The organism is Aidingimonas lacisalsi, assembly GCF_008079445.1.
Taxonomy (GTDB): domain Bacteria; phylum Pseudomonadota; class Gammaproteobacteria; order Pseudomonadales; family Halomonadaceae; genus Aidingimonas; species Aidingimonas lacisalsi.
This window is the reverse complement of sequence record NZ_VRYH01000006.1, coordinates 237957-262639: the sequence shown is the minus strand read 5'-3', so window position 1 is coordinate 262639 and position 24683 is coordinate 237957. Positions and strand designations below refer to the sequence as shown.

The 24683-nt window shown below is 56.9% G+C and carries 24 protein-coding genes; 15 read left to right on the top strand and 9 right to left on the bottom strand.

What is annotated here, in order from left to right; all coding sequences use genetic code 11:
- Positions 1-328 precede the first annotated feature (328 nt).
- The 6 genes from FVV99_RS14375 to FVV99_RS14350 all read left to right on the top strand — a co-directional run bounded on the left by FVV99_RS14375 (position 329) and on the right by FVV99_RS14350 (position 5660).
- The gene (locus FVV99_RS14375) at positions 329-1066 is read left to right on the top strand and encodes an HpcH/HpaI aldolase family protein (RefSeq protein ID WP_148254771.1); all 738 of its coding nucleotides are present in this window, start codon (positions 329-331) and stop codon (positions 1064-1066) included.
- Positions 1067-1069: 3 nt separating this feature from the next.
- On the top strand, positions 1070-1867 hold the full coding sequence (locus FVV99_RS14370) for a carbon-nitrogen hydrolase family protein (RefSeq protein WP_148254770.1): 798 nt from the start codon (positions 1070-1072) through the stop codon (positions 1865-1867).
- Between the two features lie 43 nt (positions 1868-1910).
- Positions 1911-2975, top strand: a complete 1065-nt coding sequence (gene dctP / locus FVV99_RS14365; RefSeq protein WP_201745108.1) for a TRAP transporter substrate-binding protein DctP — start codon at positions 1911-1913, stop codon at positions 2973-2975.
- 4 nt (positions 2976-2979) lie between these two features.
- Complete coding sequence (locus FVV99_RS19080) at positions 2980-3492, top strand: TRAP transporter small permease subunit (RefSeq protein WP_148254769.1); 513 nt, start codon at positions 2980-2982, stop codon at positions 3490-3492.
- Positions 3493-3570: 78 nt separating this feature from the next.
- Positions 3571-4917, top strand: a complete 1347-nt coding sequence (locus FVV99_RS14355; protein WP_148254768.1) for a TRAP transporter large permease — start codon at positions 3571-3573, stop codon at positions 4915-4917.
- An 80-nt stretch (positions 4918-4997) separates the two neighbouring features.
- The gene (locus tag FVV99_RS14350; RefSeq protein ID WP_148254767.1) at positions 4998-5660 is read left to right on the top strand and encodes a GntR family transcriptional regulator; all 663 of its coding nucleotides are present in this window, start codon (positions 4998-5000) and stop codon (positions 5658-5660) included.
- Between the two features lie 247 nt (positions 5661-5907).
- Here the strand turns inward: FVV99_RS14350 and FVV99_RS14345 are convergent, their stop codons facing one another.
- From FVV99_RS14345 to FVV99_RS14335, 3 genes are read right to left on the bottom strand one after another with little or no spacing between them, the layout of a single operon-like run.
- Complete coding sequence (locus FVV99_RS14345) at positions 5908-6189, bottom strand: DUF503 domain-containing protein (RefSeq protein ID WP_148254766.1); 282 nt, start codon at positions 6187-6189, stop codon at positions 5908-5910.
- 13 nt (positions 6190-6202) lie between these two features.
- Positions 6203-6931 (bottom strand): aspartate racemase/maleate isomerase family protein, encoded by a 729-nt coding sequence (locus FVV99_RS14340; RefSeq protein WP_148254765.1) that lies wholly within the window; start codon positions 6929-6931, stop codon positions 6203-6205.
- Position 6932: 1 nt separating this feature from the next.
- Positions 6933-7679: an SDR family oxidoreductase gene (locus FVV99_RS14335; protein ID WP_148254764.1), complete on the bottom strand. Its 747-nt coding sequence runs from the start codon at positions 7677-7679 to the stop codon at positions 6933-6935.
- Between the two features lie 123 nt (positions 7680-7802).
- Here FVV99_RS14335 and FVV99_RS14330 point away from each other — a divergent pair, with 123 nt between their 5' ends.
- Positions 7803-8708: a cation diffusion facilitator family transporter gene (locus FVV99_RS14330; RefSeq protein ID WP_148254763.1), complete on the top strand. Its 906-nt coding sequence runs from the start codon at positions 7803-7805 to the stop codon at positions 8706-8708.
- Between the two features lie 12 nt (positions 8709-8720).
- Here FVV99_RS14330 and FVV99_RS14325 read toward each other — a convergent pair whose 3' ends face one another.
- Genes FVV99_RS14325 through FVV99_RS14310 form a run of 4 tightly spaced genes read right to left on the bottom strand, consistent with a single transcriptional unit; the run spans position 8721 to position 13090 of the window.
- Positions 8721-9314, bottom strand: a complete 594-nt coding sequence (locus FVV99_RS14325) for a nucleotidyltransferase family protein (RefSeq protein ID WP_201745106.1) — start codon at positions 9312-9314, stop codon at positions 8721-8723.
- Entirely contained in the window at positions 9304-10281 is a 978-nt protein-coding gene (locus FVV99_RS14320; RefSeq protein WP_148254762.1) for an XdhC family protein, read from the bottom strand. Before FVV99_RS14320 ends, FVV99_RS14325 begins: the two co-directional genes overlap by 11 nt.
- A 2-nt stretch (positions 10282-10283) precedes the next feature.
- Positions 10284-12626: a xanthine dehydrogenase family protein molybdopterin-binding subunit gene (locus FVV99_RS14315; RefSeq protein WP_148254761.1), complete on the bottom strand. Its 2343-nt coding sequence runs from the start codon at positions 12624-12626 to the stop codon at positions 10284-10286.
- Positions 12623-13090 carry a (2Fe-2S)-binding protein gene (locus tag FVV99_RS14310; protein WP_148254760.1) on the bottom strand — a complete coding sequence of 156 codons (468 nt, stop codon included), beginning with the start codon at positions 13088-13090 and terminating at the stop codon, positions 12623-12625. Before FVV99_RS14310 ends, FVV99_RS14315 begins: the two co-directional genes overlap by 4 nt.
- Before the next feature lie 191 nt (positions 13091-13281).
- Between FVV99_RS14310 and FVV99_RS14305 the strand changes: the two genes are divergently transcribed.
- Positions 13282-14055 (top strand): HpcH/HpaI aldolase family protein, encoded by a 774-nt coding sequence (locus tag FVV99_RS14305; RefSeq protein WP_148254759.1) that lies wholly within the window; start codon positions 13282-13284, stop codon positions 14053-14055.
- A gap of 12 nt (positions 14056-14067) precedes the next feature.
- Here the strand turns inward: FVV99_RS14305 and FVV99_RS14300 are convergent, their stop codons facing one another.
- Entirely contained in the window at positions 14068-15624 is a 1557-nt protein-coding gene (locus FVV99_RS14300; RefSeq protein WP_148254758.1) for an alkaline phosphatase D family protein, read from the bottom strand.
- A gap of 211 nt (positions 15625-15835) precedes the next feature.
- Between FVV99_RS14300 and FVV99_RS14295 the strand changes: the two genes are divergently transcribed.
- The 3 genes from FVV99_RS14295 (at position 15836) to FVV99_RS14285 (ending at position 18152) form a co-directional block, all read left to right on the top strand.
- On the top strand, positions 15836-16627 hold the full coding sequence (locus FVV99_RS14295) for a GGDEF domain-containing protein (RefSeq protein ID WP_148254757.1): 792 nt from the start codon (positions 15836-15838) through the stop codon (positions 16625-16627).
- 125 nt (positions 16628-16752) lie between these two features.
- Complete coding sequence (locus FVV99_RS14290; RefSeq protein ID WP_148254756.1) at positions 16753-17403, top strand: hypothetical protein; 651 nt, start codon at positions 16753-16755, stop codon at positions 17401-17403.
- Positions 17400-18152 carry a DUF3307 domain-containing protein gene (locus FVV99_RS14285; protein WP_148254755.1) on the top strand — a complete coding sequence of 251 codons (753 nt, stop codon included), beginning with the start codon at positions 17400-17402 and terminating at the stop codon, positions 18150-18152. Before FVV99_RS14290 ends, FVV99_RS14285 begins: the two co-directional genes overlap by 4 nt.
- 5 nt (positions 18153-18157) lie before the next feature.
- Here FVV99_RS14285 and FVV99_RS14280 read toward each other — a convergent pair whose 3' ends face one another.
- A complete protein-coding gene (locus FVV99_RS14280) occupies positions 18158-19174 on the bottom strand; it encodes a 1-aminocyclopropane-1-carboxylate deaminase (RefSeq protein WP_148254754.1) in 1017 nt (338 codons plus the stop codon).
- 169 nt (positions 19175-19343) lie between these two features.
- On the opposite strand from FVV99_RS14280, the gene FVV99_RS14275 reads away from it, so the two are divergent.
- The 4 genes from FVV99_RS14275 to FVV99_RS14260 all read left to right on the top strand — a co-directional run bounded on the left by FVV99_RS14275 (position 19344) and on the right by FVV99_RS14260 (position 24551).
- Entirely contained in the window at positions 19344-19820 is a 477-nt protein-coding gene (locus FVV99_RS14275; RefSeq protein WP_148254753.1) for an Lrp/AsnC family transcriptional regulator, read from the top strand.
- A 101-nt stretch (positions 19821-19921) separates the two neighbouring features.
- Positions 19922-20524 carry a GNAT family N-acetyltransferase gene (locus FVV99_RS14270; RefSeq protein WP_148254752.1) on the top strand — a complete coding sequence of 201 codons (603 nt, stop codon included), beginning with the start codon at positions 19922-19924 and terminating at the stop codon, positions 20522-20524.
- Between the two features lie 132 nt (positions 20525-20656).
- Positions 20657-22378 carry a proline--tRNA ligase gene (locus FVV99_RS14265; RefSeq protein ID WP_148254751.1) on the top strand — a complete coding sequence of 574 codons (1722 nt, stop codon included), beginning with the start codon at positions 20657-20659 and terminating at the stop codon, positions 22376-22378.
- A gap of 157 nt (positions 22379-22535) precedes the next feature.
- Complete coding sequence (locus tag FVV99_RS14260; RefSeq protein ID WP_161599005.1) at positions 22536-24551, top strand: putative bifunctional diguanylate cyclase/phosphodiesterase; 2016 nt, start codon at positions 22536-22538, stop codon at positions 24549-24551.
- Positions 24552-24683: the final 132 nt, after the last annotated feature.

The following is a 24683-nucleotide window of genomic DNA, read 5'->3' as shown; positions in this document are numbered from 1 at the left end:
AGACGAGGTCTTTAATCAGCGACCCGCCCTGCTCGGATAGCTCGTAGCATCCTGCCATACCTCGCCTACGTTGCTGCAGCATAGGCAAAATGAGTAGAAATCACTTTCCTTACAAAAACCTAACACTGCCATGTCCATGGCACCGAACGTCACGAAGCCTTCGGTAGTGAAGATGACTAGGTATGGAAGCCCCAATCCAATCGTTGCCCCATATCATACCAAAGTTTAATAAAACTCTAATGAATGAAAGGCTACCATAATAAAGTATTCATCATGTATACACAAAGTACACAAAAAAGTTACAGGCAAAAAGAAAAGGTGAAAGTGCATGACCCCTTCTACAAGTGTATGGCTCTCGGAGCCTTCAACAGCTGCGGTAGAGATTGCCAAGATTATTGGTTATGACACAGTTGTGCTTGACGTCGAACACGGTTTATTCGATCTCTCTTCACTCGATTGGCTAATCCCAGCAATTAGGGCGCGGGAGATGCGGGTTATCGTAAAAGTTCTAGGTCCCGAACGGGAAGCAATTCAGCAGGCATTAGATTTTGGCGCAAATGCTGTGGCGGTACCGCATATTGAGTCAGCGGAGCATGCAAAAAAAGTTTGTGGTTACGCAAAGTTTCCGCCCTTGGGTGATCGCAGCTTTGCCGGAGGAAGAACTTCGAACTATAGAGGATTTACAGATGAGTGGGTAAAGGAACAGGATACACTATTCCATTGCTACCCGATGATCGAGGATGCTTCTGCATTTGAATCAGTAGAAGATATCCTGGCATTGGATTGTGTGGATGGCATCTTTATTGGCCCGTCTGATCTCAGTCTACGTAGAGGCCGCGGCGCATACAGCGTTACAGATGAAGACTTGGAGGATATTAGGCATCTTGCTCATGCAGCAAATAAAGCTAATAAGCCATGGATCATTCCGGCATGGAGTGAAGCGGAACAAAAAGTAGCCATTGCAGAAGGAGCATCAGTGACCATCTTGAATATGCAATATGGTGCTCTCCTATCTGGATTTACCCAAGCTTTCGAAAAATTCAAAACCCTCTCAAAAGAGAGTTAACTCATGGATTTAACTGCAGCTATAGTACAGTATTCACCGAATGAAGATAAAGAGCATAATCTTGGAATTATCGAGTCTCTCACTCGTGAGGCTGTGAGCAAGGGCGCTCGTCTCGTTGTATTGCCCGAATATGCCATTTACACAGTGCCAACAATGGATGATCGCTTTGTTGAAAATGCTGAAACTCTCGAAGGGCCTTGTGTAGAGCGAATTTCCCGACTTTCTGCCGAGCTTAAGGTAGCAGTCATTTTCGGCATCAATGAGATTGCAGGAAACGGGCGTATTCATAATACGCTAATCGGGATGGATTCCGGAAAAATACTCTCGACGTATAGAAAAGTGCATCTCTATGATGCTTTTGGTTATAAAGAATCAGCTAGGGTTGTTGCGGCAGAACCTAACAACGGAGCACTATTTGATGTTGAAGGGCATAGTATTGGCATGCAAACATGCTACGATTTACGGTTCCCCGAGACTACAAGGGCTCTAGTTGATGAAGGTGCTACTATAATTGCTCTTCCGGCTGAGTGGATACCTGGCCCGCTCAAAGAATACCATTGGAACACCCTAATTCGTTCGAGGGCCATTGAAAACACAGTTTTCGTTGTTGCCTCGGATCAGTGCGCCCCAACAGGTTCAGGACATAGTGCGATTATTGATCCTATGGGTATTCCGCTAGCGTCAGTTGGGGAGGCACAAGGCGTTGCTGTTGCGAGCATTTCGTCTCAACGGATACAAGATGTAAGAAAGGTCAATCCAGCAATCAATCTTCGTCGTTATAAAGTCATTCCAAAAGCATAATAGGTGGCCCATGATAAAGCACAATTATAGGAACTCCAAAAGTATGAAGAGGCAAGCTGCCATCGTCACCTTACTTACATCAGCGGGAATGATCGCTGCATGTAGTAGCGATGGGGAAGATAATTACACTCTCCAATACACCACTTATTCTAACTCAACGTCCGATCAGTCTAAGACGGTACAACGGTGGGCTCAAGAAGTGGAAGAACTCACTGATGGAGGTGTTAAGGTGGAGTTCCACTATAGCCAAAGCCTAGTCGGCGCAAATGAAGCCCTAGAAGCGACTGTGGACGGACGTGCTGATCTAGCCCAGGTTGGTTCACTTTATGCCGCATCAGACCTTCCTATGTTTACGGTTGTCGAGCTTCCATTCGAGACACAGAATCCGGAAGCCCAGATGAGAGCCATTAAGCGCCTTTATGAGAACAAGGGAGCCTTTAGGGAGAACTTTGATAGCGAAGGCGTGAAACTTCTTTACCCTCTTCCTCTAGGTTCATTGGTTATGGGGCTTAATGAACCAGCTAAAAGCCCCGATGAACTAGATGGGCGCTCAATTCGCTCTAATGGTCTGACTTCAGAGGCACTCCTGACAGTTGGAGCTAACCCTACAGCAATGACTGCAAATGATATTTATGAATCCATGGAGCGTGGGATTATAGATGGCTACTCAGCTCTTTCGGTTGCAAATTTATCAACATTCGGGGTAAGCAGCATTACGCCCTACCTTATCAATCCAGGAATCGGGGTCTACGCAAGTTCTATAGTCGTAGTTAATAAAGAACTCTTTGAATCAATGCCTCCCGGGTACCAGGAAGCAATTGAGGAAGCCTCTGTTAAGGCAATATCCATAGGCCTAGAAGAGTTAGACAGTGCTGCCCAAGTAGCATGCAGTGAATTGAAAGAAAATGACACACAACTTTCATCTTTTCCACAGGCAGAAGCTTCTGATTGGCAGAAAAGAACTGACCTTGCGTCCTGGTGGGTTAATGAGAACGAAGATAAAGGTTATAATGCTGAATCAGTATTAAGAAATTATAGAAGTTTTATTAAAGAGGAAGAGGAAAGTTCTAGCTACGAAGATCCTTTCAACCAATGTATGAATAGCTAAATAGGTGGTAATCGTGAGCCCCCTACCTAGACCGGTATACTTAATATCTTCATCACTTAGCATTGCTTCAGGTGTGCTTATACTGTTTGTTGCTGGCTTGACTGTTGCTGATGTTATTCAGAGAAGCGTTTTCGGAAAGTCCATTTTGGGAACGATGGAGATATCCACACTCGTCCTTGTTGCAATCGCCTTTCTCGGACTAGCATCTGCTGAGATAGACGGTCGACATGTCTCCGTCAATCTATTGGAGTCAACGCTCCGCCCGTCTATTAGGCAAGTCCTATGTGTGATAAGATTACTCTTAATATTGGGTATTGGTGCCACTCTAGTATGGGGGCTGGTTCACTCACTCACTGCATCTATTGCGAGAAGCGAGACTACTAATGGCATTCTCAAGATCAGTATTTGGCCTGCTAAACTTACTTTGCTGACCTCCTTTTCGCTTTACTTCTTTGTGGCTGCGTTCAAGTCCTACAACGAGTTTAACTTCTTACGATTACAGAAAGTCAAGGAATGAAAAAATCATAATAGCGAGCAGTCACATACGTTAAATGACCAAGACTTAATTATTAAAAAGAAAATGGAGTATTCTAGTATGCCATTAGAAGACAGTATAGCTTTATTTGTGGTTATTTTCACTTTCTTAGGACTGCTGTCAATCAGACTCCATGTGGGCTTATCGTTGATGCTCTCCGGCTTTATAGGTATAGCATTAATCAGATCTCAGGGTGCTGCTATTTCTACCATTACAAATTCTCCATTTTCTGCATCATATAGCTATTCTCTCATTATTATACCTTTGTTTATACTCATGGGCATACTTGCCGTTAGGTCGGGGCTAGCACAAGCTGGGTTCGATATTTCGTCGAGGGTACTTCGTAAATTACCTGGTGGCCCGGCTCTTTCATCCCTAGCAGGGTCCGGACTTTTCGCAGCGGTAACTGGATCGAGCATTGCCACAGTAGCTACTTTGGCAAAAGTTTCTACGACTGCAATTCTAAATGCTGGCCTCAGCCTTCGACTTGCTGCTGGTGTTGTATGTGCTGGTGGAACGCTTGGCGTGCTAATCCCGCCTTCAATCGTTCTTGTCCTATACGGGGTTGTTACGGACGAGTCTATTGGGAAACTTCTCTTAGCGGGTATTGGCCCAGGCATACTAACTATTATTGCTTATGTCATAACAGTTGTAGCCTTAGTCTATTTTTCTAAGGGAAATGAAACCGAAGCTAATGATAAAACAGGTAACGAACCCGCAGGAGTAGTAAATCCACCTCATCAAGAGCTCGACGTTGCTGGAGGTTTTTATCTATGCATCATCTTTATGGTTTCCATTGGATCTATCTATCTTGGCATCGCAACGCCGACTGAAGCAGCTTCTTTCGGTGCAATCACTGCATTAATTATCTTCATACTAAGGTCCAAGGCTGGCATGCTTTTATCAGATCTTAGGAGGTCGCTCGATGAAGCTGTTGGGCTCACATCAATGACTTTTCTGCTAATAGCGGGAGCAGGCGTATTCACCTATTTCCTTTCCCTATCCGGAACAACAACCTATCTAGTTAGTATGGTTACGTCTTTGGAAATTAATCCATACTTGGTTTTAGTCCTTTGTCTCCTTATTCTCTTGCCCCTGGGGATGTTCTTAGATGGAGTATCCATGATACTAATTGCGGCCCCGGTGCTCCATCAGATCCTCACAGGGTATGGATTTGATGGGATCTGGTTAGCGGTTGTTGTTGTTAAAGTAGCTGAAATGGCACTGATCACCCCCCCTGTAGGAATGAATGCCTTCGTTTATTCGGGAACAGTCAAGGAGGCAAGTATCAGCACCGCCTTCAGAGGGATTATACCTTTTATTGTCGCAGACTTTGTCGTGGTTGCAGTATTAATTGCCATACCCAGCATAGTTACGTATCTTCCTAACATATCGGGGGTGAAATAACCCTATGTTCATACCATCCGAATATATGCATACATGCTGTGAAAGTAATGCCAAACAATTTTTAGATATGGAGACAAAGAATGAATATTTCAACTTCAAAATCAACTAAGAGACCTGTTAAACAACAAGTTTACTCGTTTATACGGGACAAGATAATTATAGGTGATATGGAAGGAGGTGAATTTATAGAGGAGGAAGCTGTCTCCGCTATGCTTGGCGTTTCAAGAACTCCTGTAAGGGAGGCATTCTTAAAGCTCGAAGCGGAAAGATTCATAGATCTTATACCACGTAAAGGTGCTCGTGTTAGACAGATAACAGGGCAAGAAGTAGCCAATATATATGAAACCAGGAGACTCATAGAAACCTATGCTGCGCGTAAGATATGCGAGGAATCAATAGAGATTCCTGACGATATGATTGAGAGTCATGAAAGGATGAGTTCCTTGTATTCACACGACTTTGATATTTATAAACATATAATAAATGACGATCGTTTCCACCTGTCTATGGTGGAAGCGATAGACAATCCTGTTCTTGTAGATATTTATAAATCAATACAAGACAGAAAAATGCGAGTAGCATTTACCGCTGTATCGCTCAAGCCCGAAAGGATTGGTATCATCATAAGCCAACACCAAAACATTGTAGATGCGCTCTTCCAAAGAGATATGGCAGCCGTAGAGAGTGTTCTTACTGAGCATCTACGACCGATTGACGAGGTAATTAATAGCCTTCCGCAGTAAACCAAATCCGGCTTATTCATCAGGCTGCCAGATTGGTCTTTCCGGTTTGTTGGTGGCCAGCACTATCCCCTGGGGTGTGACCGAGCAGCCTGATGATCGCCAGTCCTATTCCATCTCGGCCCGACTGGATCGCTATCTACAAATTTCCAAGCAAGTCCTGGGCAAAAGCGTATCCGCCGCGCCCTGGCGTCTCGTCCATTATGCAGAGCACGGCATGGCAGCGTGTCGGGTCATTCGCCCCCCCGATTCACAATGTCTCGCGTGTCGCCTCGATAAGACGCCCATCCACGGTACGCTGGATCTTGTCTTCGATCTCGCTGACGATCGCCTCGACGTTGCGACGCTCGTTGCCCGTCACCACGAAGGTCCACTCGCTAAGATCCAGCCGGTCATGGCCGCCGCTTTCGCACACGGCCACGGCCGGGTTGCGTCCGAAACGTTCGTGCAACCCGCCCATGCGCTGCCGTTTCTCCTTGAGCGAGCGACAGCCTGGCATGGAAATCGTCAGGGTCAGGACGGTGAGGTGCATGGCATGGCACTCCCTATCGCAAGGCGCGACAGAAGCGTTCCGGGATCGTCGGCCAGTTCATGCGTTTCAGTCCGGCCCAGAGCGTGACCTGGTTGGCGGTAAGAACCTGTCGGCCGGCGCACTCGTTCAAGGTATCCAATCGCAGCAGGGTGTTGACCGCCGTGTCCGGTACCAGCAGTGGCCGTGTCGTCTCGGGATACTGGCGGGCGAAATCACTGACCGCACCGACGATATCGGCCTGGTGAGAATCGGCGGCATAGGTGCAGTCGAGCGCTTCCACATGCTCAACCGCCACACCGCCTTCCTCGAGGAAACGCATCAATTGTCGGGTTACCTCATCCGGATAAGGGCTGAGCAGATCCACTTCTCGGCACCCCAGTGCGGCCAACGCTTCGTGGAAGGCCAAGGCGGTGCTGATCACGGGCACACCGAGTACGCTTTCGAGTTGTACGGACTGAGCCCGTGCCCAGTCGAGTCCGCCGATGAAACTGGCGCTGGTACAGGCCCAGACGACGGCATCCACGCCATGCCGATTGACCAGCCTTTCGCCCACCGGCGTCAATCGTTCAGTGGCGCCGAGTGCCAGCAGGGCCCCTGGCGCATGAAGACCATCACTGGGAATCTGACCGACCTCGATGGTGGGTAACTCATCGGCCTCGGCGCTAGCGTTCAAGGTGTACCATTCGTAGTCCGTCGGGCCATCCTCGGGCAACAGGATGCCCAGGCAGGATTGTGGCGACATGTTACCGACCTCCCGAAATATCGATGAACGTTCCCGTCGAGTACGAGGCGTCGTCCGAGAGCAACCACAGGATCGCCTTGGCAACTTCTTCCGGCTGGCCGCCACGCTTCATCGGTACGGAGTCCTTCAGGCGTTCGATTCGCCCTGGCTCGCCGCCGCTGGCGTGAATATCGGTGTCGATGATGCCCGGGCGCACGGCATTGACCCGAATGCCCTCGCCGGCAACTTCCTTGGCAAGGCCGATCGTGAACGCATCGATGGCGCCCTTGGCGGCAGCATAATCGACATATTCGTTCGGTGCACCGAGACGCGCGGCCATCGAGGAGACATTGACGATGGCCCCACCCGTACCACCTCGTTGCGTCGACATGCGCCGCACCGCTTCGCGGGCACAGAGGAAGCTGCCGGTCACATTGACACCCAGGACACGGGCGAGCCGTTCGGCATCGAACGATTCGACCCGGCCCTGTCGTTCGAGAATGCCGGCATTGTTGACCAGCGCAGTGATCGGCCCCAACTGCCGTTCGGTGGTATCGAACAGGTGCATGACATCCGCCTCGACACTGACATCACCGGCTACCGCCACCGCTACGCCACCGGCCGACACGATATCCTCGACGACAGCGTCGGCCGCACGGCTGTGAACCCGATAGTTGACGCATACCGCGTATCCTCGTGAGGCCGCCAGCCTTGCCGTCGCGGCGCCGATGCCCCGACTGCCGCCAGTAATGATCATGACCTGATTCATGAGATCGCTCTCCAATATCACTGCAATGTGCCGATCTTGGCACCACTGGCCTGTCCCTTGCCACTGGTTTACCTGCCTGAACTGCCATAATATTAGCGGTTTCGGCAACTCTCCGGTTTTCTCATGCAAGCACGGCTCGAACAGCACGCCTTGACCCTGTCGATCTTCATGACGCTGGCCGTTGCCAGCCTGGGTGTCGTCTTCGGTCTGATGTCAGGATCGCAGTCGATCCTGTTCGACGGCGTATTCTCCTCGATCGATGCCGCCATGTCGGGCTTGGCCTTGCTGGTGTCGCGCCTGGTCGTACGCGAGACCAGCCAACGCTTCCAGCATGGCTACTGGCATTTCGAGCCGATGGTCGCGGCACTCAACGGGGCGATTCTGACCTTGCTGTGTTTCTACGCCTTTCTCAATGCCGTGCAGGGATTGATGGAGGGTGGCCGGGAACTGGCCTTCGATGTGGCGATCGTCTATGCCGTGGTCGTGGCCGTGACCTGTTTCGCCATGGCCGCCTACCAGAAACGCCTCAACCAACGTGCCGGTTCCGAGTTCGTGCGCATCGATATGCAGGGGTGGCTGATGGCGGCACTGATCACTTCCGCCCTGTTGCTTGCCTTCGTGATCGCTTTGCTGCTGGATGGTACGGCCTTCGCGCACTGGACGCCCTATGTGGATTCGCTGCTGTTGGCGCTGCTGACGCTATGTTTCCTGCCCGTTCCCCTCGGTATCGTTCGACGCGCCATGCGGGAAGTGTTCCTGATTGCCCCCGATCACATCGACCGGGAAGTCCACGAGGCCATGGGCTCCGTCATGCAGCGCGACGGGCTGCTCGATTATCATAGCCATGTCGCCAAGACCGGGCGCGGTCATTTCATCGAAATCCATATCGTCACCGCGCCCGATTTCGCGGCCGGCGAAGGCATGGCGCTGCTCGACACGATTCGAGCCGAGATCGCAGGCGGATTGAGTATCCCGCCGGAGCGGCGCTGGTTCACGGTCGCCTTCACGGCCGACCCCCGCTGGGCCTGATCCTCTCGCCCGTCACGACCTCACGATGTCGGCCGGGGTGTCGATATCGGCATGAATCCCGGGATCGTCGACTGAGACCTCACGATATCGAGACGAATGGCGGTGGATGAGGCTGCGTCCGCCCTGGTCGCCATCCAGTGTCGAGAGCTCGGGCCAGACGTCGCGGCCGAAGCATACCGGGTGCCCGATATGCTCTCCATGACGCGGCCGGACGATGCGCGAGGAGCTGGCCTCACGCTGCAGGGCTTGCATGGTTTCAGGCCGCACGAAGGGCATATCCGCCAGTACCACCGCTGCCACCCGGCAATCCGCCAGTTCGGGATCATGCATCAGCGCTGCAAAGGCATCGGCGAGACTGGCTCCCAGCCCGTTGTCGGCTCGCCTGGCGCGAATAATTGGCGTATCACACGCTACCCCCAGCGCAGCCGGATCATCGCCTGCCCGCAACACGACTCGCACTCGCGAAACGGCCGCTGCGGTATGCGCCAGCGTCGCGGCCAGCAACGTGTCGCCGTCAGGCAAGGTAGCCAGACGTTTGTCCCCGCGCCCGAAGCGTTGCGAACGACCGGCCGCCATGATGACCGCCACCATGGGGTCAGAGCGCATCGCGCGATTTGCCCCGCTGCACGCGCACGATATCGGCCATGACCGCCAGGGCGATCTCGGCGGGGGTCTTGCTGCCCAGCGCCAGACCGATCGGCATGCGAATGCGCGCGATGTCGTCGTCGCTCAACTCACCGGAACGCTGCAGGCGTGCGGCACGGGTATCGGAGGTTCGCTGCGAGCCCATCACGCCGATATAGAAGGCCGGTGTGCGCACCGCCTCGATCATTGCCAGGTCATCGATACGCGGATCATGCGTCAGGGCGACGACCGCCGTGGCGGCATGACAGGCACCGGACGCGATGAAGACCGAGGGCAGCACCGACTGCACTTCGATACCCGGCAGGACGAAACCGGCACGCACCTCGTCGCGGGGATCGCAGGCGATGACTTCGAAACCGAGCGTGCGGGCGAATTCCGCACAGGCCGCCGACACCGGCGACAGCCCGGCGATGATCAAGCGCGCGGCCGGCCCCATGCGAATCTGCACACAATCGCGCGCGGTATCGTGGCTCACCCGCGGCCCGTTACCCGCGTCCTGAACGAAATGTTTCCTGCCGTTCGTCAGGTCGATGCAGCGTAGCAGCGCTCGCCGCCCCAGCAGCGTGGCGTGCAGCACTTCCAGGTGGACGAGATTGGCTGACTCCGGTGTCAGCCGCTCGACCAACACATCGAGTATGCCGCCACACGGCAGCGCCATCCCCGCGCCATCGATACCGCCGTCACCGTAGCGCAGCGTGGTCACCGCCGCCTCGAATTCGCCCTGGCGCAGCCGATCCAGGAAATCCTCCTCGACACAACCACCGGACAGCGAACCGACATGGCGACCATCACGGTGCGCCACCAGCAGTGACCCCGGTTCGCGGGGCGACGACCCGAACGTCGACAGCACCGTACATAGCCAGACCGTCTCGCCATCGCGCGCCCAGGCCAGCGCCTGCTCGATGACCTGCAAGTCGAGATGCTGCATGGTCAACTCGCCAGCTGATCCGCGATCGGCAGGCGCCGAATACGCTTGCCGGTTGCCGCGTAGACGGCATTGCACAGTGCCGGCGCAACCGGCGGCAGCCCCGGCTCGCCAACGCCGCCCATCGCCACGTCAGGATCGTCGTTGATCAGGTGCACGCGCATGGCACGCGGTGCATGCGGCATGCGGGGAATCTCGAACTGGTGGAAGTTGTTCTGCTCGATCTTTCCTTCACTGGCAGTAATCTCGCTGTGCAGTGCGATACCGATCCCCATCACACAGGACCCTTCCAGTTGCGCACGAATACGTTCAGGGTTGACTTGAGGCCCACAATCGAACGCCATATCCGCGTTATGCACGATGAGATTGCCGTCATCCTCGACCTCGACATCGAGCACCACAGCGGTATAGGACGCAAAACTGTGATGGAACGCCAGGCCGAGGCCACGCCCCTCGGGCAGCTCGCGCCCCCAGCCAGCTTCCTCGGTCGCCTTCTCGATCACCGCTCGCATCCGGCCGATATCGATAGGATAGCGCTCCGGGTTCTCGCCATAGTTCCAGCGTTCATCGATCTCGCGTGGATCGATCCGACGTGCCGGTCCCAGCAGTTCCAGCAGATAGTCGCGATGATCGCGACCGGCCTGCGCCGCCATTTCCGCCGCAAAGCTCTGGATGGCATAAGCGTGCGGCAGATTGTAGACGGAACGAAACCAGCCGATGCGGACATGTGCCGAAGCCTCCGGGTTTTCCAGACGAATGGCAGGGATATCGAACGGCATGGTGTTGAAGCCCATACCGAGTTCGAAGTCGCCCTTATGCTCGGGGTCCGGCGCGAACAACGAACCGATGCTCGGCGACAAGGTTCGATGACGCCAGCCCTGCGCCCTGCCTTCACTATCCAGGGCCGCCTCCAGACGATCGACCGAGACGGCATGGAAATAGGCATGGTGAAGATCGTCTTCCCGGGTCCACTGGACACGCACGGGGCGACCGTCGAACTCGCCGGTCAGGCTGGCTGCCTCGAGCACGAAGTCCGGCTTGGATTTGCGACCGAAGCCACCGCCCAGCAACGTGACATTGACGGTGACGTCCGCAAAATCGAGTCCTAGCCGCTCGGCCACCCCCTCGCGCGTGGCCTGGGGATTCTGGACCGGCGCCCAGACCTCCGCCTTGCCGTCCACCAGCCGAACGATGGCGACCGGCGGTTCCATCGGCGCCTGCGCCATGTGCGGCATGTAGTAGGTCGCCGTCAGGTTCGTCTCGGCATCGGCCAGAGCCGTCTCGATATCCCCTTCGTCGCGAATCACCTTGCCGGCCGATTCGGCGGCAGCTTCCAGCGCCTCGCGGTAACTCTCGGAGTCGTAGGCAGCGTTGTCACCGGCCGGTTCATTGTCCCACTCGATCGACAAGGCATCGCGCCCCTGGATGGCGGCCCAGGTATTCTCAGCCACCACGGCGACACCGCCCAACGGCTCGAACGCAGCCGGCTGGCCGGTCCCTTCGATTTGCACCACTCTGACCACGCCCGGCACACCCATGGCCTCACTGTCATCGACACTGGCCACCGTCGCGCCGTAGACGGGCGGCCTGGCCACCACCGCATAGAGCATGTCATCGAAGTGGACGTCCGCCCCGTAGACGGCTGTGCCCGTAACGATGTCCTCGCCATCGATGGCCAGTGGCCGCTCGACCTCATCCCCTTCCGCATGCTGGGACGGGCCGGTTTCCTGGCCGATATAGCGCCACTCCTCGCGTGGTTTGAGGGACAGGCTATCGCGCTCGGGAACCGCACGTTGACTGGCTGCCGCCGCGAGTTCACCGAAGCCCGACTCACGGCCGCTCGGTTCATGAACCACCACATGCACACCGGCGCGGCACTCCGACACCGGAACCTCCCACTGCTCGGCGGCCGCCTGCTCGAGCATGGTTCTGGCAGCGGCGGCGGCGCGCCGCATGGGGTCGAACCAGTGACGCATGCTGCGCGAGCCGTCGGTATTCTGATTACCGTATTTCTCTTCATCGCCCGGCGCCTGGTCGACGCGCACCCTGTCCCAGTCGGCGCCGAGTTCATCGGCGGCCACCATCACCAGGCTGGTGCGGATGCCCTGCCCCATTTCGGCACGATGATTGGTAACGGTAACCGTGCCGTCTTCATCGATCCGGATGAAGACATTCGGATCATCGACCCAGCCGTGAGGCATCGCCTCCGCACCGTAGGCCGCTTCCTCGTCGGCCAGCGCCCAGTCCCAGCGTGCGGCAATGACCAGGGCACCGCTGGCGGCCAATCCCTTGAGAACGTGGCGACGGCTGACATTGGCCAGCATCAGATCATCTCGCAAACGATTCATGCCTGATCCTCCCCTTGCTCCGCCGCACGATGAATCGCCTGACGAATGCGGTTGTAGGTACCGCAACGGCAAAGGTTGCCGCCCATGGCATCCATGATCTGCTCGTCATCGGGAGTTTCATGTTCCTTGAGCAGTGCCGTGGCGCTCATGATCTGACCGCCCTGGCAGTAGCCGCACTGTGCCACACCGAGATCCAGCCAGGCCTGCTGAACTCGCCGGCCTACCTCGTCATCGCTCATCGCTTCAATCGTCGTGACCGATTTGCCCTCGGCTTGCGAGACGGGCGTAACACACGAACGAATCGCTTCACCATCCAGATGCACCGTGCAGGCACCACACAACGACATACCGCAACCGAATTTAGTGCCGGTCAACTGGACGACGTCCCGTATCGCCCACAGCAACGGCATCTGATCCGGCACATCGAGCTCGTGCTCCTGCCCATTGATTGTCAGGGTTACCATTCGGTCTCTCCTCGATTTCATTGTTCTGGCCCCGGCCACAGCCAGCCATGATCGGCCTCCGGCCAAGGGCATCTTTCCAATGTAGCAGTCACGTTCCAATGCGGAGGAAGGATATCCACCATGGCATGATGGTCAACGCACTCCCGTTCAGACACCATCATTCCCATACCCGACAACCACGAGGTAACCCGATGGACCTTCCGCGTAACCGTTTCAAACAACGACTCGCCGATGAGACGACGCAATTCGGCTGCTGGGCCGGGTTCGGCAACGCCTATGCAACCGAGGTGCTGGCAACGACCGGTTTCGACTGGTTGCTGATCGATGGAGAACACGCGCCCAATACCGTGCCTTCCGTGCTGGCGCAGCTACAGGCAGTGGCCGCGTATGACCCGGCTCCGGTCGTGCGGCTGGTGAATCACGATCCCGCGTTGATCAAACAAGTGCTTGATATCGGGGCTCAGACGCTGATGGTACCGATGGTCGATGAGGCGAGACAGGCCGAGGCACTGGTACGGGCCATGCAGTATCCGCCCCGTGGAGACCGTGGCATCGGCGGCGGCTTGATTCGGGCCACACGCTGGGGAAGCTGCGCCGACTATCTGTCACGGGCGCAAGACGATCTCTGCCTGATCGCCCAGGTGGAATCCCGCCAGTCGCTGGACAACCTGGCGGCGATTGCGGCCGTCGAGGGGGTCGATGCGTTGTTCATCGGCCCTTATGACCTGTCTGCCGGACTCGGTCATCCCGGCAACCCCGGCCACCCCGAAGTCCAGGCCGCCATCGACGATGCCATACGGACCATTCAGGCGGCCGGCAAAGCGGTGGGGATTCTTGCCACCGATCCCGACGACGCCCGACGCTACCGCAATATGGGCTGTCACTTCGTCGCCGTCGGCATCGATGTCATGCTGCTCAAGCAGGCGGCAGCGTCGCTGCTCACCCGCTGTCGCAGTGCGGACTGACGACCTGATGCATCAAGACGTGGCACTGCGTGGAGATAGGGTCTTGCTGTAGAGCGCTTGACCCGCTGTGTCCATCAACGTCACGGTCAGGTCATCGCTGTCGCCATCGAGATCCACCTGACCGAAGAACTGGTAGCCCGCTGAGGGAGGCAAGTTGGACTGCCCCTCCGGGGGTGCCTTTTGATAGACCACTTCCGGCCCGAAGGTGCTGTCCAGTTCTCCCGGCCCGAAGGTACCGGCATGCAGCGGACCACTGACGAATTCCCAGAACGGCTCGAACTCCTTGAAGCTCGCGCGCTCGGGCGAGTAATGATGCGCCGCGGTATAGTGAACGTCCGCCGTCAGCCAGACCACATTGTGGATGCCTTCATCGCGAATCGCCTTGAGCAATCGTGCAATCTGCATTTCACGACCGGCCGGTTCACCCCCCTCGGCATTGGCGATCGCTTCGAAATTATCGCCATCGGAAACGACGAGGCCGATCGGCATGTCGGACGCAATGACCTTCCAGGTCGCCCGCGAATTGCGCAGTGACGCCAACAGCCAGTCGAACTGATTCTGGCCGAGGAATTCAGTCTCGTCGGACGCTGAGGTCTGACGGTTGGTGGTATTGCGGCCACGATAGCTGCGCATGTCGAGCATGAAGACTTCGAGCCCCGGCCCGTACGGGAAACGACGATAGATACGATCTGGCGATGATGGCATCTGACGCAGCGGCATGAATTCCAGAAAAGCCCGTTTCGCCCGCGCCGCCAACAGGGAGACTTGTGTCTCGCTGTAACGTTCATCCTCCAGGATTTCTCCCGGATACCAGTTGTTGGTCGTTTCGTGATCGTCCCATTGCGCCAGCATCGGTACGTCGGCATTGAAACGGCGCAGGTTGTCGTCGAGCAGATTATAGGCGTGCTGACCGCGAAACTCATCGAGCGTTTCCGCCACCTTGACCTTGGCAGGGGTCAAGCGGTTGCGCCAGGTGCTGCCATCGTCGAGCGCGACCGTTTCCTCCAGTGGGCCATCGGCATAGACGGTATCCCCGGAGTGAATGAAGAAATCCGGTTGCTGACCGCTCATGGTCGCGTAGATCGACATACCTCCGCGGGATTCGTCGATTCCCCAGCCTTGCCCAGCGGTATCGCCGGACCACACGAAACGCACGTCGCGGCGGGTGGTGGGAGGCATGCGGCAGCGGCCGATCACCGGCTCACTCTCCGCTCCACGGTCATCCAGCGAGGCGAAACGCACTCGATAGTGCAGTTCGTCGACGTTTTCCAGCCTCGTAACGTCCAACTTGGTCGCCATACCGTTGGCCGGAAGGGCATCCGGGCCTCGCAGACGGGTGGCATTCCTGAATGCCGGATTATCGGCCCATTCGATCCACATCCTGGCAGGACGGTCTGCACGGCTCCAGAGCATGACTCGATCCGCCAGGGGATCGCCGCTCATGACACCTCCGACCACGGATGGCCGGCGTGATTCAGCCAGCACGATCGATGGCGCCGCCGTTACACTTCCGGCAACGACGCTCCCCTGTACACCCAATTTCAGTAGTTGACGGCGCGACAGCGACATCCTGTTTCTCCTCTTTGCAGTCATCGGTACCGACAAGTATGCGGTTCACCGAGTGACATCCCCTTGGCATCCAGATGACAGATCCGTGGCATCCCCATGACCACCATCGACAGCACGCTTAATTAAAGTTTGCTGTATTGCCGTCGATAACTCGAGATACCCCCTCAACGAACGCGGTTCTCAACGGCGGTAAGGAGCCTGAATCCAGCCAATGCCATCGATCCATATCGCCGCTGCTGTTCTCGCGTCACTCGCTACGGCTGGAGTAGCATTACTGGCAGTTCATTCGTTTTACCGACGTCCGTTGAAGCGGCTGTTGGACTGGCTGGATGAAGACGCCTGTTCGCTTCATGAAGCGAGTGTGACGCAACCGCCAAGCTCTCGGGTAAGCGCTCCCTCGATCGTCCGGATAAGCCGTCGTCTCCAGCAGTTGCGTGCCTCCAACCTGCTGCTTCATCAACAGGCCATCAAGGATCCCTTGACCGGTCTCGGTAATCGACGGCTTCTCGAGCAGCGTCTGGAGATCGTCCTGCCGTTGAGTCGCCGCTGGATGCGCCCCGTCTCCCTGCTCATGATCGATGTCGATCACTTCAAGGAGTACAACGATCTGTACGGTCATCAGGCTGGAGACGATTGCCTGTTGGAAATCGCCAATGTGCTGCGTGATATCTTCCGACGGGAAACCGATATCGTGATAAGGCTGGGCGGTGAGGAGTTTCTCGTCGTACTGCTCGATGCCGATAAGGAGAAGGCCACTGAACTTGCCGAGGCCATGCGCGACATGCTGGAAGCTGTGGGCGTCCCCCACGAGGGCTCCGATGTGTCGAATGTCGTGACGGTCAGTATCGGCGTTACCACCACGGCACCTGGCCGCCCTATCGAACTCGACCGCATGATCGCCAGTGCCGACGCCGCCCTTTATCAGTGCAAGGCGCAAGGCAGGAATTGCGTAACCAGTGATACCGTCCCACCGAGCTGGCGGGAGGATTCCCATTCCGCGTGACGCCGCGTCACCAATAACTCTATTTGGTTATCATTAATATATATAACCCTTAAAAGGAATATTATTGCATAATAACTTTTTTGGGCTATGATGAAGGCATCCATGAATAGCGGTGTCCTCACGCCATGACAAGACCGATTGCCGTATTGACCGGTGATGTCATTCAATCGCGCAAGATACGCGACTCGACGCGCTTGTTCGCGGTACTCGATGCGATTCTCGAAGGACTTGCCGATCGTTATGGCGGTCAGGGGGAACGTTATCGGGGCGACGGCTTCCAATTGGCAGTCCCCCAACCGGCACAAGGATTGCACGCCGCCATCATGCTGCGTGCGGCCCTGATCCAGCATTCGGATGAGACGCAGCGCTGGGATGCCAGGGTGGCGATAGCGGTCGGCCGAAGCCAATGGAGTGGCAAACAGCCTGTCTCGGAAGCCCATGACGATCCCTTCATCCGTTCCGGTCAGACTCTGGATGGCATGAACGCTCACCTTGCGCTGAGCTTGCCGACGGGCCGGGATGACGCCTGTCTCGCACTGCTGACCCGTTTCGCCGATGACATGATCGACGACTGGTCGGCCCACTCTGCGGAAACGGTCCTGCTGACTTTACAACATCAAGAGTCGCAACAGGCGCTGGCGGAACGCATCGGGATCAGCCAACCCGGCGTACACAAGCGGCTGCGGCGAGCACGCTGGCCGCTGCTGTCGGATTACCTGGCCTTCATGGAACAGCGACTCGCACTTGATATCGTCACGGAGGACGACGAGCCATGACCAGCCTGGATCTTTCCGTGCTGCTGGGCCTGGTGCTGGCCCACCTCATCGGTGATTTTCCCTTGCAACCCAGACACTGGGTCGATGCCAGACGGGAGCGTGGTGCTCAAGCGCCGGAACTCTATCTGCACGCTCTCGTGCATGTCGCCCTGTCCACCGTCGTGCTCACGCTAGCCACGCTGTCGGCCGCCGACGGGCCATCTCCTGGCGTCGTCGCAGTACTAGTGATCGTTATCGGTGTCAGCCATGCCCTGATCGATCTCGGCAAGGCCCGCCTGACACCCGATCGGCTACGCTGGTTCCTTCTCGACCAGGGGCTGCATGGGCTGGTGCTGGTAGGGGTCTGGTTTGCCTGGCTGAACAGTTGGCAGCCCCTGGCGCTCACCTGGCACTGGCTGGCTTCGCCGGATATCCTGATGGTCGTCATTGCCTATATGCTGATCCTGCAGCCGATGTCGATCGTCATCACCTTGGCGATGCAGCGCTGGAGTGCCGAGATCAGCAACCCGGGCACGCTGGTGGCGGCCGGTGCCCGAATCGGCATGCTGGAGCGCTTCCTGATCCTGACCCTGGTGCTCGCCGATCAGATGACCGCCATCGGCTTTCTACTGGCGGCCAAATCCGTACTGCGCTTCGGTGAACTGCGCGACACGCAGGAGCGAAAACTGACCGAGTACGTCCTGCTCGGTACGCTGCTCAGTTTTTCCGTCACCATCGGCCTGGGCCTGGTGGTGACACTGGCCCTGTAGGTCGTTCATCCGTTCTTGAACAACGCCGCATAGGCACTGAGCGCCGGAGCGCCACCCAGATGCGCATACAGCACGCGCGCGCCGTCAGGAAATTCTCCATGACGGATCTTGTCGATCAAACCATGCATCGACTTCCCTTCGTAGACGGGATCGGTCAGTACGCCTTCCAGCCTGCCGCACAGACGTATCGCTTCCAGGGTCCCCTCGTTCGGCACACCGTATTCGGGGCCACCATAACGGGTATCCAGCACCACGTCATCGTCGGCGATGGAGCGATCCAGTTCGACGAGCGACGCCGTATTACGAGCGATCCGTGTGATCTGCTCGCGGGTCTGCCCGGGCTTGGCGGAGGCATCGATACCGATCACTCGATCGGCCCGGCCATCGGCCGCAAACCCGACGACCATCCCAGCCTGGGTACTACCGGTCACGGAACATACCACGACATAATCGAACACGAAGCCCAGTTCACGCTCCTGCTGACGCACCTCCTCGGCAAAGCCGACGAAGCCCAAGCCTCCCAATGGGTGCTCGGAGCAGCCGGCGGGAATCGCGAACGGCTTGCCGCCTCGACGCTCCACATCTTCCAACGCACTTTGCCAGCTCGGTCGAATGCCGATATCGAAACCGGCGTCTTCCAGACGCACATCCGCTCCCATGATGCGAGAGAGTTCGATGTTACCGACGCGGTCATAGATCGAATCGTGGTAGTTGACCCAATCTTCCTGCACGAGGACGCACTTCATCCCCAGGTGCGCCGCCACGGCCGCTACCTGGCGGGTCTGGTTGGACTGCAAGCCACCGACAGATACCAGCGTATCGCACCCCTCTTCAATGGCCTGAGGAATCAGGTATTCGAGCTTGCGTGTCTTGTTACCGCCGAAGGCGAGTCCACTGTTGCAATCCTCACGCTTGGCATAGATCTCGACGTTTCCGCCCAGATGATCCGTCAGCCGGTTCAACCGCGTGATCGGCGAGGGACCGAAAGTCAAAGGATGACGGGGAAACTGCGCCAGATTCATATCACTGCTCTCCTTGAATGGGACTCCCCTCATGTTATCCAAAGGTCGAACTAACAGGATTGCGTTTTTCCTACGAATCATTATCTAATGACGCATTAAGTGGGAAAATCACGATCTTTTTTTACGCAGAACAGCCGCTTCGAGAAATGAAACATCTTACGGTTTTGACATGACATCCCTGACCACCCAGGATCTCGACCGTATCGACAAGGCCATTCTCCGCGAACTGCAACGAGATGCCTCGATCTCGAATGTGGCATTGGCGGAAGCGGTCAATTTGAGCCCCCCGGCCTGTTCGAGACGCGTCGACCGACTCAAGCAATACGGATTGATCGATGGCATCGTGGCCCATCTCAACCCCGACAGGCTGAATGCCGGGATGGTCGTACTGATCGGCGTGGTACTCGATCGCTCGACCCCGACCTCGTTCTCGGATTTCGAAACGGCGGCACAGCGAGTCTCCGGCTGCATGGAGTGCCATGTGGTCACCGGTGAATTCGACTATTTCATGCTGGTCAGGACGCGCGACAATCAGAGCTTCAACAAGCTGCACGCGGAGCAGCTGCTCTACCTGCCCGGCGTGCGCCAGATTCGCTCGTTCATCGGTCTGCGTCAGGTCGTTTCGAGCCATCAAATTCCGTTATGAGTCGCCCCCACCAACGCGGCTGTCGTGCCTGTGCTTGGCGCGTTCCGGCAACATTGCTAGGGTGCCGATAATCGTCACCGGCGTTGCGGGGAGTCACACTCATGTCCATTCGTCTCACGACTTGCCAGGGGCAAGCCATTACCCCCTATCTCGATGATCTGGCACGGCTGCGTATCGATGTGTTTCGCGATTTCCCCTATCTCTACGACGGCGATTTCGAGTATGAAGCGGACTATCTGAATCGTTATGCGACCTGCCCCGACAGCCTGTTCGTCCTGGCACTGGATGCGGACCGCGTGGTGGGGGCCGCCACCGGCATGCCGTTACGCGAGGATATCGAGGAATTCCGCGCACCTTTCGAACAGGCGGGCTACGATATTTCACGCATTTTCTACTACGGTGAGTCGGTACTGCGCTCCCGATATCGTGGCCAGGGCATCGGCAAGGCCTTCATGCGCGAGCGCGAGACACATGCACGAGCACACGGTTTCGATACCGTCGCCTTCTGTGCCGTGGAGCGACCTGCCGATCATCCGCTACGCCCTGCCGACTACCAGCCATTGAATGGCTTCTGGGAAGCCCAGGGCTACCGCCAGGTGCCCGAACTGCATACGACCTTCCACTGGAAGGACATCGGCGAGGATCACGAAACCGACAAGCCCATGGTGTTCTGGCTAAAGCGACTGGCCCCACAGTCACCGTGACAAGGAAGCTTACCCTGGGCGTTTTCCACGACGAGGGGTTGCCGTACAATCGAGGGCAAGTACCATGCGTCGGCGCCCATGGAGGCGCTTGCGTCTAACGTCGACCGAATTCAGGAAGGAAACGCCGGACCCATGCGCGCCAGTCAATTGCTGATAGCCACCTTGAAGGAAACGCCTGCTGACGCCGATATCGTCAGCCACCAGCTCATGTTGCGTTCAGGCATGATTCGCCGCCTGACAGCAGGCTTGTATACCTGGTTGCCACTGGGACTACGCACCCTCCGTAAGGTCGAAACCATCGTCCGCGAAGAGATGGATCGTGCCGGGGCCCAGGAAGTCCTGATGCCGGCGATTCAGCCCGCCGAGCTGTGGCAGGAGTCCGGCCGTTGGGACCAGTACGGTAACTTGCTGCTGCGAATCCGCGACCGTCACGATCGTGACTTCTGCTATGGGCCAACCCACGAAGAAGTGATCACCGATCTGGTCCGTAACGAGATCCGTTCCTACCGGCAACTGCCGACCAACTTCTATCAGATTCAGACCAAGTTTCGTGATGAAACGCGCCCCCGTTTCGGCGTGATGCGTGCCCGTGAGTTCATCATGAAGGACGCCTACTCCTTCGACGTCGACCAGGCCGGCCTCCAGCGTTCCTACGAAGCGATGTACGATGCGTATGTCCGCATCTTCACACGCCTGGGTCTGGATTTCCGGGCCGTCGAGGCCGATAACGGGGACATTGGCGGTACCGGCTCCCACGAATTTCAGGTGCTCGCCGATTCCGGCGAGGACGAAGTGGTCTTCTCCACCGAGTCCGGCTATGCCGCCAATATCGAAAAGGCGGAAGCATTGCCGGCGCCGCTGAGTGAAACGCCCGAACGGCCAACGCCTCAAGAGGCGCTTCGGTTGGTCGATACACCCAATGCCAGAACGATCGCGACGCTGGTCGAGCAACACGGCCTGCCCATCGAGAAAACCATCAAGACCCTGATTGCCCACGGCAGCGACGAGAATCTCGTCGCCTTGCTGGTGCGTGGCGATCATGAACTCAATGAGGTCAAGGCCGAGAACCTTCCCGAGGTCGCGGCACCACTGACCATGGCCAGCGAGGAAGAGATTCGCGCCGCCGTGGGTGCCGGCCCGGGCTCACTGGGCCCGGTCGGGCTGAACCTGCCGATCATCATCGACCGCAGTGTGGCATTGATGAGCGATTTCGGTGCCGGCGCCAACACCGACGGCAAGCACTATTTTGGTATCAACTGGGAGCGTGATGTCGACCTGCCCAAGGTGGCCGACCTGCGCAACGTCATCGAAGGCGACCCCTCGCCCGACGGCAAGGGCACACTGGCCATCGCCCGCGGCATCGAAGTCGGCCACGTTTTCCAGTTGGGTACAAAGTACTCGACGGCCATGAACGCGACCGTGCTCGACGACAACGGCAAGGCCGTGCCGCTGTTGATGGGCTGCTACGGTATCGGCGTGACCCGTGTGGTCGCCGCTGCCATCGAGCAGAGTCACGACGAGAAAGGGATCATCTGGCCCGACGCCATCGCGCCTTTCGAAGTGATGCTGGTACCGATGAATGCCCACAAATCCGAACGTGTTCGCGAGACTGCGGAACGTCTCTACGAGGAATTGCAGGCCCAGGGAATCGATGTCCTGCTCGATGATCGCGATACCCGTCCCGGCGTCAAATTTGCCGACCAGGAATTGATCGGTATTCCCCACCGCCTCGTGATAGGAGAGCGCAGTCTCGACAAGGGTGAGCTCGAGTACAAGGGACGTCGCGATAGCGATGCCACCATGGTTCCGGCTGACTCCATCGTCGAATTCCTGCGTAACGCGTTGAAGCGCTGACGGCCACGCGAAGGTACCCTCGACTCTCCTGGCTCGCAGCGTTGATACGCACGCAATTTTGCCCATGACTGATGGTGTCCGCCCGGCTAGAATGATCGATACTGCACAATGCCGTATTCCATTCAGGGACTAACAGCCGGACATGAGTCGCTCGGTCATGGACAAGTGGCGCTCGATGAGCCATCGCTATCGGCGCCACGGATATTGGTGGTATGGCATATCATCGGTCGCTATTGTACTGATCCTCGTCGCCTTGTGGACACGATGGCCGTGGCTGCTACTCATCCCCCTACTCCTGATCGGTGGGTTAAGCGCATGGTCCTTTAAGCGTTTCTCCCGTCAGTCACAAGCTGGACTAGCCATCATCAACGAGATGCTGGATACCCAGCAACGTCTGGCGGACCAGCAGCAAGCCTGGCGAGAATTACGCGAACTGCATCAACAAAACGTCAGCGAAACCCACTTTTTCAATGTTCTCCTGCAATCGACCTCACAGCTCGTCGATGCCGAATCCCTCAGCATCTGGCTGCTCGATGAAGGCAGTAACGTCATGAGCTGTCATGCCAGCCTGACCCCGAAACTGATTGGCGAGTCTCTCGATACACGCCAGATTTCCGACTACATGCAGGCGTTGCAGAATGCGCCAAGCCTGACAGCCGACGATGCTCCCAAGGATCCCAGACTGCAGGAACTCTCGCACTACCTACAGACATTCGGCATCGCTTCCATGCTCGACGTGGGCATTTTCGTCGGCGGCGAGTTACGCGGCATCCTCTGCTGTGAGTCCCAGCAGCCAAGGCAATGGCGTGCCGAGGATGTCAGCTGCTTGATGGCGGTGTCCGGTCTACTGTCCCAATTTTCCGAATCACTGCGCCGTCAGGCGGCGGAACGCGACCTGTATCGCCAGATACACTACGACGAAGTCACCCATTTACCGACATTGCGAGGCCTCGATGCCAGTCTGGAACATTACCTGTCGAAGGGCAGTTTCCATCTTGGCGTGCTCCGCATTGGCGGTCTCAGCCATGTCAACGAGACCCTTGGTCAACCAGCGGGCGACGAAGCATTGTATCAAGTCGCGACCGAGCTCCGCCGGTGGGTCCATCAGTGTGGCTCGTCTCTCGAAATGGCGCGGCTGCCATCCAACCGCATCGTCATCCTGATACCGGCTAAATCCCGTAGTCATCTACAGACATCGGGCATCGACCTTCTCACCACACTCAATGCCCACAGTTGGGTCGGCGATAGGCATCCTGTCAGCCTGCAGTTCGCCATGGGCATTGCCAGTTATCCCGACGACTCACGCAATACCGACCAGTTACTGCAACGTGCCGAATTGGCGCTCAAGAAAGCACGTGCCGACACACGCCATTTTCTGGCGTTCTACAATAGCGAGTTGAGCGAATGGCAACGCGAACACAATCGTCTCGAACGGGAGTTACGCGATGCGCTCAACGACGCTCAATTTCGCCTTTATCTGCAACCGCAGTTCAATGTGCACGGCGAGCTGAGAGGCGCCGAGGCGCTGATACGCTGGCAGCATCCACGACAAGGCTTGTTGTCTCCCGGGGACTTCATCGGTGTTGCAGAGCGCTCCGGCCTGATTCGACCCATCGGCTATTGGGTGCTGGAACAAGCCGCCATATTACTAGCCGGTCCTCTCAAGCACAGTGCAATGCGGCTTTCCGTCAATGTGTCGGTCCATCAACTCCGCGACGATGATTTCGCGGCCCGCACCGCCTCACTACTGCAGGAGTATCAATTGGCCCCTCAACGTCTCGTGCTCGAGGTGGTCGAATCACTTCTGGTGACACCAGGAGTCGCCAATAAACTCCAGGCCCTACGTCGTCTGGGGATCAAGCTTTCGCTCGACGATTTCGGCACGGGGTATTCATCACTTCGCTATTTGCAGGAGTTTCAAGTCGATGAGATCAAGCTCGACAAGGTCTTCATCGACCCGCTGCAACAACAGGATGACGTTCCCCTGGCGCGCTCGATTATCGCCATGGGCAAGGCACTAGGGCTACACCTCGTCGCCGAGGGCGTGGAAAAACCGTGTCAGTTGGAATTTCTCGAGACATACCATGTCGATCTCATTCAAGGCTACTACCTGGCCCGGCCCGAATCGATCGCTGCCTTTCAGGAACGATTGACCAACCGCCTGACAGAGTAGCTCCCCGTGCCATCTCCCGGACACGAAAAAACCGGCCCCGAAAGGCCGGCGAAACGGGGCATTGCCCCCTCCCCTGACAACACTGGACACATTAGGCTATGTCCAGTTCGCACTCTACGACACGACGGAAGA